We start from the raw sequence: 17,674 nt of genomic DNA, 5'->3' as shown, positions 1-17,674 counted from the left end.
TTTTAATTAATCATCCAAGATAAAACCAACAATCCCCCCAACAGCAACACCTATTACGATGCCTTGTGGACCAAATCGTGCGCCTATCAATGCACCAGTCGTTGCTCCTTTCATAGCGCTATCTGAAATGTTATTACTCATTCAATTATTTTCCTTAGTTTTTGTAGTTCATACTGACAGCCGAATATTTAATACGTTTTCCAGTGAAGATTATTTTAGGTAAGTAAGTCATTACACCATTAAATTTAATGGCGTAATGACCACTCAGTTTTAATGGACCACTTGCTGTAGCTAACCCCTGCCCATAAAAGGGCGTGTTGGGCGTTTCATTTATAGATAAAAACAAACAGGTGCTGTAAGCTGGTATTATTAAGTGACCATTAGGACTAGATTATGCAATCAAAATTTTCAGAAGATGTCATTCCATTATCAGATCTTAAAATCAATCCGGGTAAGGTAGTTAATCATGCTAAAGATTCACATCGACCGATATTAGTAACAAGTCGTGGCCGTGGTATCGCTGTTGTTCAAGGCTTAGATGATTATGAAAAAGCGATTGAAGAACTCGCTTTTACTAAAGCGATAGCTAAAGGCATGTTAGATATTAAAGAAGGTAATAAATCTAGTCTCAACGATGTTAAAGCAAGGCTTGGTTTATCTTTGTGAATATTGAGTTTTCAGAATCTGCTATATATGATTTGGAGGACATCATAATATATTACACGGAGCAACAAGTACCGCTTGTTGGCGAGAGTGTTATTTCTGCAATAATCGCTCATATTGAAACATTACCTGCTAACCCTAAAATAGGCAGACAGGTACCTGAGTTTGCTATGTCATCAATCAGAGAGTTAATTCATTCTCCCTTTCGTATCGTTTATGTATTAAACGATACGAATATTCAAATAATCAGGGTGTGGCGAAGCGAAAGATTAATGCAATTACCATAAAGTAATCTGGTGCTATTCTGTGAGTTTACCAAACCAATTGATTACGTTTTATTCCAAGGTATAACATGAGTAACAAACGTAGGTTCTAACGTTATACAGCTTAATGGAACTGGTATAATACGCTGCATCCATGCAGCGATAATGATTGAATAAATAACTATCATTAAACGCTGCTATTTTATGAGCCATTAAGTACGATTAGATAGTAAAGGTGCTTATTGCTTGATATAACTAGATGTTTTAATAAGGATGTCTTTATTATGATTTCATTATCCGCAGAGCAATGCCGTGTTATTGGTGTGATGCTAGAAAAAGAAACCACCACACCTGAGCAATGTCCGCTTTCTATCAACAGTATTACTTTAGGCTGCAATCAAAAAAGTAACCGTGACCCTGTGATGTCACTGGCAGAAAATGAGGTGCAAAACGTCGTTGATGAACTGGTACAAATGAATCAGTTAATGCTTGATCACCAAGCTTCAAGCCGAGTAAATAAATACTTTCACCGTTTCTGTAATACTGAATTTGGCAATTTACAATTTTCAGCTCAGCAAAGAGCCATTATTTGCCTGTTATTCTTAAGAGGACCCCAAACGCCGGGAGAATTAAGAACACGTACTAATCGTTTAGCTGATTTTGCCGATGTCAGTGAAGTTGAAACGGCCTTAAATCAATTACAAAACCTCAACAATCAAACCCTGGTCAAAAAACTCGAACGAGAGCCAGGCAAGCGCGAATCACGCTATGTACATTTATTCTCAGACCTTGACGAAAGCGACTTAGCTGAATCAAACGTTACTCAAGCAGAAAATATTGCCTCAGCCAGTGATCATCAATTAACTCAGAGAGTAACGGCGTTAGAGCAACAAGTGGCTGCATTAACAGCACAAATGGCCTGTTTAACTGAGCTGCTTGAAGACAAGTGATGATTAATTAAACGCAGTGTGGAGTCAGTCTAGCTAACACTTATACTTGATTCAATTCTTTTGATTATTATTGCAGATGCACTAATCCAGTATCGTCACGTTCAAAACCATGACAGATATAGCCGCTTGGTGGGCGTTTTTTCTTGGCAACTTGATGGAAATGCTCGAAGCCGACTGAAAAGGCAAATGGGTTGGCGTTGTAGTCGGCATAAGATTGATCACTGCCGTTTTTTGCTTCTCTGGCGCCAGCAGTGAATGAGCTTAAAAAGTCATCTCTGTTATTGAGCAAAATGCTGGAGGCGCCACTGGTGCCTTCAACCAGTTCAATTGCACCGAGGGCAATATACTTATCAACAACTACGTTATTGAAGACACCATAGTATTGTTCAGTTTCTTTATCATAAGCCACAGGTGAGTCATCGGTGGCTTCCATTAAAGAGACAAATAACTCTCTTACTTTTTTTGAAATCATAAACTATTCCTTTTCAAGCCGTATTTGCGTTGTCAGCTTAGACCTAAGCTTTAACGCTTGTTTGCTATTACAAAGCTTTCATTAATTTACACGGCGATGCTGTGCGTATTGCTATAGCGTAAGGCGAACTTTAGCGGGTTAAGTTGATACCAGCCAACTTAGCCCACATTGCGCTTAGCTAATGACTATATTAACTGCCTAATATTTTAAGTGGTAGCGACAACGCGTCATTGCCTGTTTGGCCCACTAGCCAAATAATGGCAGATAGACTCCCAACGGTAACGACATACCATAATGCGGATACAATTTGTGCATAGCGATTAAGTGGCAGTAACTGGCTTAAATGCCGGCGTTTGTATTCAAAAAATATTTCTATGCTACCAATAGCCAGTAAAAATCCTAATAGCGCTAAACCAAAGTAATAGCTGAGATAAATACCCAGTGCTGCGCCTAATGCACAAGCGACTAAACCTACTTTAGAATTGATCGAAAAAGCGATACTTTTCAGAATATGGCCACCATCTAACGGCAATATGGGCAATAAATTAAATAAATTGAGCAGGGCATTAAATACTGCCAAGCCGGCTAGTATTTCTATATCGGTCAGCCAATAACCCACTAAGCAGGCGAGAGAAAGTATTAAGCCAAAAAAGGGTCCCATAATTGAAATAACAATATCTTGCCAACGGGTATTAATTTTGTCATCGCTCAACGCTAAACCGCCGACAAATGGGATGAGATATATGCCTTTAGTTTTCAAACCAAAGTATTTCATCGCTCTGATATGACCATATTCATGAAAAACGAGGCAAAGAATAAGTGCAATGGCAAACTCAATAGAGAACAACCAGCTATAAGCCGCTAAACTGCCGGCAGCAAACAGCACTTTAATCACCTTAGCACTTTTCAATAGCTTTAAGCCAAGGCCGGCCATACCGACTAAACTAAATTTAATCGGTTGTTTTTCACCTTGGATAATTTGACGTTGTTCTATGTCTTTTTCATGAAGGGTATTGTCGTGTAACAGCTCATTACTGACTAACAGTTGAAATTGCAGCGCAAAAGGTTGCCATTGCAGTGAGCCATTTAGCTCAACAGGTAATTCGCCTTGTTCACTTTGTAGGGTAAATTTATGTGAAAATGACTCACTGTCGGCATTAGCATTAATTTGTGAGACACATTGCTCATCCCAAAATAGTTGCTGCCATCCTGCCATTGATCCTTCTAATCTTAGTGTTTTTCCTAGACATTCTACTTCTAATAATTGCAATTAATTAACTCAGCATATAAAACCTTGCCCGATTATCGCTATATTTGCAGCAGCATCAAGGTTTATTGACAAAACATTCACTACAGTTCATGTTTTTAAAATGTTTGGAGGCCATTTATTTGGCTCTGTTGTCGTTAATTTTTGGCGCCTTAGATAGTATTAACTTGGTTATTGATATTTTTTCCATCAGGTTAATTGCCTGTTTAATGGTTGAAAGACTGAAGTCTGACCGACAAAAAAATAGCCCAACGCTATATTATTATCCGTAAAAGCAATTTTAGCTAAAAGACTTACCTTTTCCCTAAGCATCGACCGTACTGTGGGGTAGAGCCATTTATTTTTTATTGATCAGTTCGTGTTACCGCTAAAACACTGGTGACTAGGTAATCAATATGTTGCTCTGGAATTGATGCCAGATTAATGCGTCCGTTATTCAAACCGTATATGGCATATTGCTCTCTGAGTATTTCCATTTGCTCTGCTGTTGCGGGTAACATGGAAAACATGCCTTCTTGAGATAAAATATAATCAAAATAATTATCGCCTGAGTGTTGACGAAAGGCCGCACAAAGCTTTGCTCTTATGGCTTTAATTTTAATATTTATCTGTGCAAGTTCATCCGACCAAACTTTGCTCAGCTTGGGGCTTTTAACAATGGTTTTTACAATTTCAGCGCCGTTAGACGGGGGCACCCAATAAGTGGTTTTACTCATAATAGCGAGTTGAGCTTGTGCCTTGTCTGCTTCCTCTGCTGTTGGACTTAGAATATAAGCCGCGCCAACTCGATCACTGTATAAACCGAAGTTTTTCGAACAACTTACGCAAAGTGCTAGGCGTTCAACCGTATTGGCGATAGTCAGTAAGCCGGCAGCATCCTCATTTAATCCGTCAGCAAAGCCTTGATACGCGGTGTCGATTAAGGGTAAAAAGCCAGTAGATTTTGCTAGCTGGGCAATTTGCTGCCAATGTTGCAATGTTAAACGCAACCCTGAAGGGTTATGGCAAGAGCCGTGCAATAGCACAACATCATTTTTGCCTAATGCTTCAAGGATATTGAACATACCAATTTCATCAAGCATCATGGTTTTTTTGTTAATAAAAGGGTATTCCTCATAAGCCAAATCGGCGGCTATAATGGTTGGAATATGGTTAGCATAGGTTGGATCACTTACCCAAATTTTGGCCTCAGGGTTGGCGAGCTTAATTAAATCTAATATAGCTCGTAAGCCGCCACTGCCGCCCGCTGTTTGAATGCCATTAACGAAGCCATTTACTGTTTGGTTTGCAAACACCATCTCTTGTAGTAGTTGCACATATTCAAGATCACCTTTTGAACCAACATAGCTTTTATTTCGACCGGCATTGGCGAGCTGTTGATCGGCTTGCTTTACTGCTTGCATTAGCACAACCTTGTCATTGGTATCTTTATAAATACCTACGGTTAAATCAATTTTAAAAGGCCTTTCATCTTTAGATGAACGCGCCATTAAATCTATAATTTCGTCAGCAGCAGGTAGGGGAATATTGTCAAACATGAGCTCTCTTTAATTAACTAATAAATAATAACGTAATCGAATACATTGAATACGGGATTATACGCTATTATCTGTGAAGATTTCTGCTAGGGTTACAATGCAAACCCCCATGTAAAGTATTAGCTTCGATAACTGCATCGGTTAAGCTCAAGGCAGAAAGTTGATAGTCATATTATTCAACTTTTCCATAAATTTAATAAACACCAAAGGCTGATACATTAAGTACCAGTCTTTAAGTTTAGCTAAAGCACATTGATGTTGATCAGCACTTCGCCATGCTAAACTTTCAACTCAGAAAAACTAGCTGAATGAGATGTTACGATTTATGCTGGTTAAGTTATTCAGTTTCAGAATACCCAGACCAAATATCGGCATTGATTGTGGCTTTCTTTTTGCGTTTTTTCTTACCGCTGCCTTCAGGCGCAGCCATGGGCTTACTTTCAGCTAATAGTTCGGCTAACAGTTGCTCATTGATCACCTCATCAACTTCAAAACCCTCAACTTGCTCACGTTCAAGGCGAATTTCATTCTTCTTTTCGATGACCTTAAAGTGATGATAATCTTCATGATCGATAAGTGATATCGCTAAGCCTACTTCGCCAGCACGGCCACTTCTGCCGATACGGTGCATATAGTCTGATGGACTTCTAGGTAAATTAAAATTGATCACCACAGGCAGCTTTTCAATATCTAGACCACGGGCAGCAATATCAGTGGCAATGAGTACTTCAATCTCGCCAGCTTTAAAACCGTCAAGCACTCGACTACGTTCGCCTTGGCCTTTATCGCCATGAAATACAGCAGCGGTAATGCCACGTTTAGCCAATTTCTCAGCTAAATGTTCACAGTGGTGTTTGGCATTGACGAAAATAAGCGCCTGTCGCCATTGCTGTTGCTGAATTAAATGCGCTAACACCGCTGTTTTTTCGCCCTGGTTAACAGTAAAAACCCGTTGTACCAAGGTACTGGCATCGCGACTTTGTAATTGTATTTCAATTGGGTTGTTAAGCAGTTCTTGGGTTAATGCCTTGACTTGCTCAGGGAAGGTCGCTGAAAACAATAAGGTTTGCTTTTTCTTCGGCAATAAAGCTAACAGTGCAGAGAGTTCTTCAGTAAAGCCCAGGCTTAACATTCTATCGGCTTCATCAAGTACTAAGGTGTTGACCTTATCGAGCTTAATCGCATTACTTGAAATTAAATCCAGTAAGCGACCTGGTGTTGCGACTAAAATATCACTGCCACCACGTAAGGCCAGCATTTGAGTATTAACGGAGACACCACCAAAAACTGCCACAGTTTTAATTTTGCCGTTAAAATGCACAGCATAAGATTTAATGCTATCAGCCACTTGCTTGGCAAGTTCACGGGTAGGCACCAAAATTAAGCCAATAACATAGTTACCTTTGCTGCTATTACCCGCTAATGATTTTTCAGTGTGCGATTGCAAAGCAAGTTGCTGTTGCTGTATTTTTTGCAATAGCGGCAAGGCAAAGGTGGCGGTTTTACCCGAGCCAGTATTTGCCCCGGCAATTAAGTCACGTCCGGCTAATACACTTGGAATAGCTTGCGCTTGAATGGGCGTGGGCTGTTGATATTCCAGCTCAGTTAATCGGGCTAACAAAGGTGGAATAAGGCCAAGTTCTGTAAAGTTGGCTGGTGTTGTGACAGAGGTCATTAATATAAAGGGCCCAAAGCTAAGGTAATAACCTGTTATTTTAGCCTATTTCTGCTCTGTTAAGTTAGTGAAATTGATCTAAAGAGTGGCGTAATGTTATTGAGTTTTATTTAAGGTAAGCACAGTGCGAGTTTGACTCGACATTGTGACGATAGAGTCAAGGAAGATAAAATGATTTGTCTTAGTACATGCGCTTTTAAGAAACCCAGGGATAGCAACCATCGGCACAATAAAACTGATTTACTGTCAATTGAAGATACATTTTGCTTTTAAAGCAAAGGCACTTCAACATGAGTCAATTTTTGCCGATGGTATATTTACATTTTTATTGTGGGATTTCAGCGTTTAGGAAATCTTCCTGATGTGCATCACCCGTTGAATTGCTTAAATTAGCATTAGTCTCACTATTGTTAAGTAACCAATCTCTTGTCTCAGCAAAAGCACTCCCGTCAGGGTGTAGTGAGATGGTTTCTAAATAAAGTGCTAAAACACCAGCAACGTGAGGAGCTGCCATAGAGGTACCACTCATGGTTGTTGTTCCGCCACCACTTTTGGTCGATAGTATATTTACTCCAGGTGCTGCAATAGCCACTGGCGCAGATTGGTGCTTAGTCCAGTTTGCTGCTCCATTGCCCCAGTTCGAAAAGCTGGCCCAATCATCATTTATATTGGTTGCACTTACTGTGATCACTGCGTCGTCATAGGCTGCAGGTGTAGCTTGGTCAGCATTTTCACCATCATTTCCTGCTGCTACAGCAAAAATTACGCCTTGATTTTTAGCATTACAGATAGCGCGATGAAAGTTATCGTTACCAACAAAACCGTTGTTTGTACAAGTGCCAGTTTTAGTTCCACTACCACCTAAACTCATGTTAGCAACTACAGGTACAGCTAAAGACGCAGCCTGTTGTGCTACCCAGTCAATGCCAGCAATAACACCTGAATTAGAACCACTGCCCGCCGCATTTAATACTTTAACTGCGTGCAAAGTCACCGCTGGTGCAACGCCAATAACATCTAAATTATTATCTAACGCGCCAATAGTGCCAGCAACGTGCGTACCATGGCCTTGGTCATCATCCCAACTATTTGCACAGTCTAAGCCGAGACACATTTCCACACTATAGCCATTTGATATATTGCTAGCTAAGTCATCGTGGTCAGAATCTATACCGGTATCAATAACATAGACATGAACACCCGCACCAGTATTTTCAGTGGTATTAGCACCAATTCGGCTCACTCCCCAAGGGCTTTGCTGCTGATCTGTTTGACAACCAAATAAAACGTTACAGGCAGCTATTTGATTTGAATTGCTTTTGGTTGCGTGTACGTTGCCATCTACTGAAACACTTAAAACGCGTTGATCCTGATTTAGTTGTTCTAGCATGCCCGTTGGAACTGTCGCAGAAAAACCTTTAAAAACATGACTGTAAGTGTACTTGCTGGTTATAGCGTAATCCTTGATAAACTCAGAGACACTAGCGATTTGGTTAGCATTAAGGCTAACAATGATATGACTTAATAGGGCATCTTCTGCAGCAACCGCAGGCAGTGCAATACAAGAGGAAATCATTAAACTTATTAATTTTTTTTTCATTTTGGCTCCACATAGCATTAAGTTTCTTAAGTTACTCTAAGATTGAGCAGTTAATTTTTATTTCTATAAGATATAAAAATATGTTGTTAACAATGTAGAGTCTAGATACCGGTTAGGCCATCAGGGAAAACCCCTATCTTTTATAATAATAATCCCCTATTGCTTCAGTTGAATTTTATGAAATCACAACTAAATATCTGTTTTACTGAATAAAAAAAGCTTTTTAGAGAAGATGCTATTGAAGATGTTTGTCTCGAGTGCAAGTGATATCTAGGTTATTAATCTTGTTAGCCCAAAAAATTTATTAGCATGGGCACCATAAGCTGCATTGAAGGTTTTAAGTCTCAGTGGTATTATTCGTATGAAATATGAGTAATCCGCAATCAGTAGCAAACCCTGAAAGTTCTATTACTGTACTTAATACTTTTATCCTGTTGAAAAGATATAACGACTTAACTTTTCAACTTACCCATCTATTTGAGTTCTTAATAATTAAAACCTTATGGCTAAAAACACGTTTACACCTGAGTTACTTGAACAACACTTTACCAAAAATGAATGGAAAAAAGGCACGAGAATTTTTCAGGCTAAAGGTATTAAAACCTGTGCTCTTGATGGTGACACAATTCGTGGCGTAGTTTTTAGCGAGCGCTCTCGCCAGGTAGGGTATTTAACACGGTTAGTTTTTGAAGAAAAACAGGATGATATTGCTAGTTATTGTGACTGTTATATTGGTCGTGATTGTAAACATGGCGCCGCTTTAGCGCAGTATTTTGTTGATGAACACTTTGATCACAATAGTATCGCTTCATCTGAAAAAATAGTGGATAAATGGTTGACCCGCTTTCAAGCCCAGCCAAGCAGATATCAACCTAACAGCCAACAAAAGTCGTTATTGTACTTTTTAAAGCCCAACAGTTACAACGACGATGATTATTTTACCTTAGGGATTAAATCAGCTCGACCAAAAAATAGTGGTGGTTGGAGTCATGCGCTTGGCAGTGAATATTCTGCCAGTTCGTTAATTAATAGTGCCTATGCGACGAACGAAGATGTTGGGGTGCTAACCGAGCTTATTCGCACCAATCAATATGGCGATAACATTAAATACTTTGATTTATTTGCCCGTATTATAAAAACTAATCGCTGCTTTTGGCAGACAAATTATGACTTGAACGACGCGATTACCTTAGGCAAACCTTTAGAAGCGCAATGGCAGTGGCTAGCATTGGGTAACCATTTACATACCTTGCAGCTGGTTTTTATGCAGCCATCAAGCAGTATTCTTATTATCAAAGCACAACCGTTGTGTTATTACGATGAAGAGCAAAATTGTTTTGGGGAAATTAATACCAATACTCAATGTGATTTTGAAGCCGACTTACTCAATTCACCTATTTTTGAAGAAGACAAACTACCTTGGGTAATGAGTAAGCTGTCAATGTCATTAGGTGATGCGGTGCAGCGCTTGCCGAAACCAAAAACAGAATTCTCTCAAGAGTTAACTAAGCCTGAAGTGCATTTGCACTTCTCTACGCCTGCAGAAGCTAATCCACAGTCAGGTTTTGTACGGGTTAATTTCTCTTATCAAGGTAATTTAGTTAATCCGCATAATGACAGTGTCACAGTTTCACCTGTTAACCTAACGGACAGTGACGGCGCTAGTAAGGTAAAGCTTTATCGAGACTTATCTTTTGAACAAACAGTTATTGATAAACTGACGACGTTAAAGTTTAACGCTCAGCCTAAGCCCAAGCGTTACACTTTTACCAATGAAGACTATTTGAATAAAGACAAAGTGCCTAAGTTTTCAATGCTAATGCAAGGGCGCTATACTTGGCATCACTTTTTACATCAAGAATTACAAGTACTTAAAGATTTAGGCTGGCATATTAGCTTTGCGGATAATTTTTATTATAAAGCACTGTCCACCGATAGCATATTTGATGCTGAAGTAATTGAAACTGATGATCATGATTTTTTCTCATTAGGGTTAAACTTAACCATTGATGGTAAGAAAATGCCGGCGTTTCCTATTTTACTAGGTGCCATTGAACAGCTACCTAAATCAGTATTATTTGATCGTGATAAAGCTGATGGCGACAAAGTGGGTAGCGAAAAAACACAGCTTATTGCCCCTGACTCACCTATTTATGTTGATTTAGAAAATGGTGACTTTGTTGCCTTGCGTTATCAAAGCGTACAGCCAATATTAAAACAATTTATTGAACTGTTTATGCCCAATGCCTTAAATAAAGATGGCACGATGGAGTTATCACGCTTTCAAGGACATCAAACACTATCGATGTTAGATGACCAAGGCATGATAGCAACAGGCACCAGTAAGTTAAGATCATTGGCTGATAAACTGAAAAACTTTCAACAAGTTACCACCGTGCCTGTACCCGCAGGTTTAAACGCCACGTTAAGAACTTATCAGCATCAAGGACTAAATTGGTTACAATTTTTACGCGAGTATCAATTAAACGGTATTTTGGCAGACGATATGGGCTTAGGGAAAACCATTCAAGCCTTAGCGCACTTACTGGTTGAAAAACAGCAAGGTCGACTTAATAAGCCGGTATTAATTGTAGCGCCCACCAGCGTAATTTTTAACTGGGCAAATGAGATAGAAAAATTTACCCCGCAACTTTCATATCAAGTATTACATGGTAGCAAACGTCAGCAGCACTTTGATTGCTTTGACCGGGGTGAAGGCGGTGAAAATCCAGTTGATATTATCATTACCAGCTATGCGTTAATCATTAAAGACTTAGAACATTATTGTGACCAACACTTTTATTACCTTATTCTTGATGAAGCGCATTATATAAAAAACACTAAAACTAAATTATATCAAGCGTTTATGACACTGAAGGCGCAGCATAAACTATGCTTGACGGGCACGCCTATGGAAAATCATTTAGGTGAGTTTTGGGCGCAATTTAATTTTTTATTGCCAGGATTTTTAGGCGGACAAAGACAATTTACCAAGCTTTTTAGAACCCCAATAGAAAAACATGGTGATCATGAACGTAAGCAGCTATTAAACCAGCGTATTAAACCGTTTATTTTACGCCGAACTAAAGACAAAATAGCCACAGAGTTACCACTAAAAACTGAAATAATTCAAAAGTTACGTATTGAAGGTAAGCAAGCTGAGCTCTATGAGTCAGTACGCTTGGCTATGGACAGTCGCTTAAAAGATATTATTGCCGATAAAGGCTTAAAACGTAGTCAGATAGAAGTTTTAGATGCATTATTAAAACTAAGACAGGTATGTAATCATCCTAAGTTGTTATCACTTGATGGTGCTAAAAAGGTCAACCAATCGGCTAAGCTTGATTATTTAATGGAAACGCTGCCAGAGCAAATTGACGAAGGCCGTAGAATATTAATATTTTCACAGTTTACCAGTATGCTGGCTTTGATAGAGGCAGAGTTGATTGAAGCGAATATTGGCTATGTTAAATTAACCGGTTCAACCACCAAAAGGCAAGAGGTCGTTGATAAGTTTCAAGGCGGTGAAGTGCCGGTATTTTTAATTAGCTTACGAGCGGGCGGTGTCGGCTTAAACTTAACTGCAGCCGATACCGTTATTCATTTTGACCCTTGGTGGAACCCAGCGGTAGAAAACCAAGCCACAGATAGAGCGTACCGTATTGGCCAAGACAAACCAGTTTTTGTGTATAAATTGATTATTGAAAATTCAATAGAAGAAAAAATTCAAAAAATACAACAAAACAAAGCCGAGCTTGCAAAAGCCTTGTTATCTGAAGAAGTCAGTGATAATAAATTGAGTTTAACCGATGATATTTTAAGTTCACTGCTTGCACCGCTAAGCTAGCCTAAAAGATAATACCCATTAAATTAATGGGTATTATTTTGCCGCGAAAATACAGCAACCACCTCGCTTAAATAGCTCAAGCTAATAACTGAAGATACTGCATACCTGATGACGAATATAGCCAGAATAACAGCGCTAAATTAATTATTACCGTGCTCCAAAAAACATTTTTGAAGGTGTTTTTTGAGGATTTATGCCGAATAATTTGTTGTGCAAGAGCTGCACCTGGCCAACCGCCTATTAAAGCAAGAATATGCAAAGTGCTTTCTTGAATGCGCCATGCACCACGTTGTGCTTTTGATTTATCGACCGCATAACTGAGAAAAGTTAAAAAACTCAAACCTATATAGAGAGACATTAATTTTTGTGGCAGATAGCCCAAAGTAAAAGTGATCATGACGGTGGCTAAAAAAATTAGCGAGAGATAAATAGGATATGGATTGATTTTTTTAGGCTGCTTTTTCTTAAATTTTTCACCTAAGAAGGTAGCATCACAAGCGCAGTATCGACCCGCTTTATCTTTGGTGATTGAAAAAGTAATTATGTCACTAATTTGCGGTATTCTATTGCTATTAGCAAAAGCAGATTGATGAATAAAGACCTGACTGACAACATCATTGGGGGCAATAAAGCCAAAAGCTTTATCAGCATGCCATTTTGTTAACTTCCCTTTAAAGCGCATTGTGTTGTTTCCCTTCTACTTTGCATCTTCCTGATGAGTTATACCAAGGTGGCTAATGAATTGGCTAATTTGATCTTCAACTTGGTCTTCAATTAGATTTTCAATTGGGTATGTAATTCAGTATTCATTATAGCTATGTCGTAACTATCTCATAACATTAAATAAAATGCCAGACAGTAGCTTAGTTTTTTAGTGGTTAAAATTACAACATAAAACTTTATCAAAAATTATTAAATTCGCACGCTAGCGTCGCTTTTATGATTGTCATACCATGGTGCTATATTCTCTTTAATAACGGTTATTTATGCGCCTTAGTTTATTTTTTTTACTTTTTATTCTGGTCACTTTTCACTCTGCTGCCCAAACACCCTTGAATTTTTTTAATCTCGATAAAGTGCCTGAATTAGGCAAAATGACCAACTTTAACGCTAGCGCTTTGTGTGATGTCGCGAAAGCAACGCAGCGTTATTTAACAACATTTTCAGCGGACAAGTTTGCTGTGCACGCAGGTAAAGTATTCGATCACAGTGTAACGCTGGTGAGGGTAGAAAAAACGCTAGCATTTATTTGTCAAACTTATCGTGAAGATGTGCGAGCAAAGCGCCATAGTCGATTGCATGATGAAAGCTTTTTAACCGCAAATTTTGACTTTTATCGTTGGACGCCAGATGTAGCTACGGCAAAAAAAATTGCACTAAAAAGCACTCATGCCAGAAAAACTAGTATGTTAAATGCCATTTCTAGTGAAAAAATATTTCTAACTAAATATTACACTAAACTATTAACCGCCAGCGCAGTTAAAACCTCAGTCTATAATCAAGCACTTTATGCGCTGCCTTATGATGAATTAGCTTTAACACTAACCGAAGCCAATAACGACCTAACAATTACCCGTCACCAATATACCCGCCAAGACATTATTGCTGGCGCTTTAACAGAAAAAAAATTAGCTAAGGCGTTAATTTGGCTAACTGAGGAAGCCTTACATGATGTGTTATTACAAGGTACCGGTGTGGTTGATGTTAATGGCGTGCGACGCTATTTTAATGTTCATCGTAATAATGGTATTGCTTATGACTATGCCATAGGTAAACGTGAACAAGCACGTTATTGGTATTTTGCAGAGGTACCTAGCATTATGGGTTATGGCAAAACACTTGAGAGTAAAATAGCGCTGAAACCACAGGTTTCTTTTGCTGGTAATGTGGCAGAGCTTGGTTTAGGTAAGTTGTTTATGGTGAGTTATCTGCAGGCGGATAAAAAAATATCACGCTTAGGTGTGCTCGCTGATCAAGGTGGCGCCTTTGATAATAATCTTTTTCAGCTCGATCTATTAACTGATAGTTATTATGGTTGGCAAGATTATCATCAAGCCAATAAGCACTTACCTGATTACGCTAAAGCCTGGTTAATGTTAATGAAGCCATAATAGCCCACTAATGCTAATTTATACTTACAATTATAAGCTTGCTTGACGCCGTTATTATTATATTAAGAACTTTGAATTTGATATAACGCCAATAAATGCTTTATATTAATTAGGAATGATAAATAATACAAATGATATTGATTCCCATTCAACTATGTGATTAAATGCCTGCAATCAAACTAATTGTTTCTTTTATAGGCTTATCCATGCAAATTTCTTCTCTTTTTCAACCCGCGTTGCTCGCGCTATCTGTCGCTAGTGCTATTTTAAATATTGCTGTTGCCGATGATGATATGGAACATTTAACTATTTTTGGTAATGACCAATCAGTTAATGATGTACCTGGCAGTGCTCATATGATTTCTCAGGCAGAATTAGAGAAATTCGATTTTACCGATATTATGCGTACCTTAACATCAGTGCCGGGTGTTTATGTTTTAGAAGAAGATGGTTACGGTTTACGTCCAAATATTGGTATGCGCGGTACCGGCCAAAACCGTAGTGAAAAAGTGACTATTATGGAAGATGGTGTTTTAGCTGCACCTGCGCCGTATTCAGCACCTGCAGCGTACTACTTTCCAACCGCGGGTCGTATGCAACAAATTGAAGTGCTAAAAGGCACATCAAGCGCAATGTATGGTCCACGCACTACCGGCGGGGTGATAAACATGCTCTCTCGTACCATCCCTGAAGCAGCATTAGCAGGACAAGTTAATTTAAGTGCTGGCCAAGACGGTTTTGCTAAAGCTCATGCCTATGTTGGTGGTGCAGGTAAAAATGTTTCGTCAGTGGTGGAAATATTTCGTTATCAAGCGGATGGTTTTAAAACGGTCAATCATACGGGTGATGATACCGGCTTTGTAAAAAATGACATCATGGCAAAAATGATGATCAACAGTGATACTGATGCAAAATATTATCAAGAATTAGAATTTAAATTAAAATATTCAGATGAAAATTCAGATGAAACCTATATGGGTTTAACTGACGCTGATTTTAACACCAATCCATATTCTCGCTATTCTGCATCACAGTTAGATAATATGGATACTGAGCATAAACAGTTGCAAATTAACCATCATATTCAGTTGTCTGATCGCTTTAATTTAGGCACATCAGCTTACTATAATGAGTTTAGCCGTAACTGGTATAAAACCAGTAAAGTTAATGGTAAGAGCTTAAGCAGCGGTGCCATCAATGATGCTGCTGCGTTCGATAATGGTACCTTTAGCGATGAAGAAATCAGTGTCGATGTTAAAGCCAACAATCGTGCCTATCAATCAAAAGGCATTCAAACGGTATTAAATGCTGACTTTGGCGCACATCAAGTTAAATTTGGTGCCCGTTACCATGAAGATGAAATGGACCGCTTTCAATGGGTTGATAACTATACGCTCGACAATAGCTATGAAATGAACTTGATCAATGCTGGTATCCAGGGTACGAATTCTAATCGTATTGATTCAGCAGAGGCGATAGCTTTATTTGTGCATGATGAATATAGCGTGGGTGATTTCATTATCAATGCCGGTTTACGTTACGAAGATATGACTATTTCCCGTAAAGGCTGGGCAAAAGGGGTTATCGATAGAAAGGCACCTTTAAAGAAAGATTTGAGCAATGACGTTGAGGTGTTGTTACCGTCTTTAGCCGTAACTTACCGTATTAACAATGATTTAATTATTATTGGTGGCGTACAAAAAGGCTTTGCGCCGCCGGCACCTGGCAATGATAAAGCAGAAAATGAAGAAAGTATTAACTATGAACTGGGCTTTCGTTACAACCAGCAAGCATTCAACGGCGAAGCCTTATTTTTCTATTCTGATTATGAAAATATGCACGGCAACTGCACTGCGAGTCAAGGTTGTGATGAAGAAAATATTGGCAACCAATATAATGCTGGTGAAGTAAAAGTTTCTGGTTTAGAAGTTAAAACCGGTTATGAGTTTTTTGCTGGTGCATTAAGTATTCCGGTTGATTTAACTTATACCTTTACCAGCACAGAGTTTCAAAACTCTTTTCAATCAGGTTTAGACACTTGGGGCAATGTGAACGCGGGTGACGAATTATCTTATGTGCCAGAAAATCAGTTGCAACTTAGTGTTGGTTTGGTTGGCGAGCAATGGCGTAGTGATATTTTAGTACGTTATGTTGATGAAATGCGCACTACTTCAGGCCAAGGGGCAATTACTGAAGGCGAGTCAATTGACAGCCGTACTGTTGTTGACATGGCCGCTCATTATAATCTTGCTGATAATCAAGAGATTACCTTAAATATTGATAATTTACTTGATAAGCAATATATGGCGACACGTACACATGGCTCGATTATGGCAGGTAAACCACGCAGTTTAACGCTAGGTTACAAGTATAGCTTTTAAGTTACTGCGACCCTTGTTTTAAAAGCGAGCCACTGAGCTCGCTTTTTTGTTTGGTTAAAGCAGGTGATACTGGTTAAAATGAGTCAACATTGGCCATAATACCAAGTTGATTAATTATCTGCGCTTTTTTTATGAGGAAAAAGGTAATCACTTAATTAATAAAATTGGTATAAGTTATTGTTAATAAATGGCTTTTGTCTTTGGTTAGATGATTGAGGCTAAGTTTGTACTCGGCTATAAATAAACCAGATTAAATAGCAGGTTATGATCTGTTGAGTGCGACCAAACGGATTGATTTTCGCTAAGGCGCCAATAAAAAATTTAACTAACTTACTGCAGCAATAATGCGTTAATTTCTTGTTGATAAGCTAATTTTTTCTCTTGATTAAAGCCCACGTGTGCGCTGACGATTTGGCCTTCTCGGTTAATAATGAAGCTGCTGGGCATGCCCTTTAATTGGTACTTTCTTGCAATGGTGCCTTTAGGGTCATAAATAACTGGGAAGTTAGCCGGTATTTGCGCTAAAAATTCATCGGCTAATACTCGACTATGATCTAAGTTAATACTAAGGATGACTAAGCCTTGTGCTTGATACTGTGCGCTTAAGTTATTCATCCAAGGGAATGATTTACGGCAAGGAATACACCATGAGGCCCAAAAATCAACATAGACAACCTTACCTTTTGCGTTGTCAAGTTGCTGATCTAGTGACTCAATAGCACTTAGGTTAGTACTTAGGTTAATCTCTTCGCTAGCCCATAGTGGGCTAGAAAAAGTCAGTAGTATAATGAAAAGAAGCATGTTTTTAAATTTTAGTCTCACGATATAGTCAACATTATTAACACATATTTTAGACATTTAACCACGTTAAGCGGTATTAGCAAAGTGTCGTTATTGTTTAATAGAC

General features: G+C 38.7%; 14 protein-coding genes. 6 read left to right on the top strand and 8 right to left on the bottom strand.

The genetic code is table 11. The annotated features are described in order from the left end of the window. Positions 1-6: 6 nt before the first annotated feature. Positions 7-141: a hypothetical protein gene (locus ESZ39_RS18220; RefSeq protein ID WP_262984475.1), complete on the bottom strand. Its 135-nt coding sequence runs from the start codon at positions 139-141 to the stop codon at positions 7-9. Between the two features lie 252 nt (positions 142-393). Here ESZ39_RS18220 and ESZ39_RS00510 point away from each other — a divergent pair, with 252 nt between their 5' ends. From ESZ39_RS00510 to ESZ39_RS00500, 3 genes are all read left to right on the top strand, one after another. Next, positions 394-666: a type II toxin-antitoxin system Phd/YefM family antitoxin gene (locus tag ESZ39_RS00510; protein ID WP_146800359.1), complete on the top strand. Its 273-nt coding sequence runs from the start codon at positions 394-396 to the stop codon at positions 664-666. After that, positions 663-950, top strand: coding sequence for a type II toxin-antitoxin system RelE/ParE family toxin (locus tag ESZ39_RS00505; RefSeq protein ID WP_146877837.1), 288 nt, complete (start codon positions 663-665; stop codon positions 948-950). Before ESZ39_RS00510 ends, ESZ39_RS00505 begins: the two co-directional genes overlap by 4 nt. Before the next feature lie 260 nt (positions 951-1,210). Next, positions 1,211-1,876, top strand: coding sequence for a YceH family protein (locus ESZ39_RS00500; protein WP_146877836.1), 666 nt, complete (start codon positions 1,211-1,213; stop codon positions 1,874-1,876). A 67-nt stretch (positions 1,877-1,943) separates the two neighbouring features. On the opposite strand, the gene ESZ39_RS00495 is transcribed toward ESZ39_RS00500, so the two are convergent. From ESZ39_RS00495 to ESZ39_RS00475, 5 genes are all read right to left on the bottom strand, one after another. Then, positions 1,944-2,348, bottom strand: a complete 405-nt coding sequence (locus tag ESZ39_RS00495; RefSeq protein ID WP_146877835.1) for a hypothetical protein — start codon at positions 2,346-2,348, stop codon at positions 1,944-1,946. 190 nt (positions 2,349-2,538) lie between these two features. Beyond that, positions 2,539-3,618 (bottom strand): site-2 protease family protein, encoded by a 1,080-nt coding sequence (locus tag ESZ39_RS00490; protein WP_146877834.1) that lies wholly within the window; start codon positions 3,616-3,618, stop codon positions 2,539-2,541. 341 nt (positions 3,619-3,959) lie between these two features. Next, positions 3,960-5,153, bottom strand: coding sequence for an aromatic amino acid transaminase (locus tag ESZ39_RS00485; RefSeq protein WP_146877833.1), 1,194 nt, complete (start codon positions 5,151-5,153; stop codon positions 3,960-3,962). Positions 5,154-5,490: 337 nt separating this feature from the next. Beyond that, entirely contained in the window at positions 5,491-6,828 is a 1,338-nt protein-coding gene (locus ESZ39_RS00480; protein ID WP_146877832.1) for a DEAD/DEAH box helicase, read from the bottom strand. A 325-nt stretch (positions 6,829-7,153) separates the two neighbouring features. Then, the gene (locus ESZ39_RS00475; protein WP_146877831.1) at positions 7,154-8,428 is read right to left on the bottom strand and encodes a S8 family serine peptidase; all 1,275 of its coding nucleotides are present in this window, start codon (positions 8,426-8,428) and stop codon (positions 7,154-7,156) included. Between the two features lie 502 nt (positions 8,429-8,930). Here ESZ39_RS00475 and ESZ39_RS00470 point away from each other — a divergent pair. Continuing rightward, complete coding sequence (locus tag ESZ39_RS00470) at positions 8,931-12,275, top strand: DEAD/DEAH box helicase (RefSeq protein ID WP_146877830.1); 3,345 nt, start codon at positions 8,931-8,933, stop codon at positions 12,273-12,275. A 76-nt stretch (positions 12,276-12,351) separates the two neighbouring features. Here the strand turns inward: ESZ39_RS00470 and ESZ39_RS00465 are convergent, their stop codons facing one another. Beyond that, positions 12,352-12,957: a cold shock and DUF1294 domain-containing protein gene (locus ESZ39_RS00465; RefSeq protein ID WP_146877829.1), complete on the bottom strand. Its 606-nt coding sequence runs from the start codon at positions 12,955-12,957 to the stop codon at positions 12,352-12,354. 304 nt (positions 12,958-13,261) lie between these two features. On the opposite strand from ESZ39_RS00465, the gene ESZ39_RS00460 reads away from it, so the two are divergent. Then, positions 13,262-14,386, top strand: coding sequence for an MltA domain-containing protein (locus ESZ39_RS00460; RefSeq protein WP_146877828.1), 1,125 nt, complete (start codon positions 13,262-13,264; stop codon positions 14,384-14,386). Between the two features lie 206 nt (positions 14,387-14,592). Then, entirely contained in the window at positions 14,593-16,767 is a 2,175-nt protein-coding gene (locus ESZ39_RS00455; protein ID WP_146877827.1) for a TonB-dependent receptor family protein, read from the top strand. A 330-nt stretch (positions 16,768-17,097) separates the two neighbouring features. On the opposite strand, the gene ESZ39_RS00450 is transcribed toward ESZ39_RS00455, so the two are convergent. Then, entirely contained in the window at positions 17,098-17,625 is a 528-nt protein-coding gene (locus ESZ39_RS00450) for a TlpA disulfide reductase family protein (RefSeq protein WP_223270181.1), read from the bottom strand. Between the last annotated feature and the right edge of the window lie 49 nt (positions 17,626-17,674).

Source organism: Colwellia sp. C1TZA3, assembly GCF_007954265.1.
Classification (GTDB): Bacteria; Pseudomonadota; Gammaproteobacteria; order Enterobacterales; family Alteromonadaceae; genus Cognaticolwellia.
Note: the sequence above shows the minus strand (reverse complement) of the source record. Positions and strands in the feature narration are given on the sequence as shown.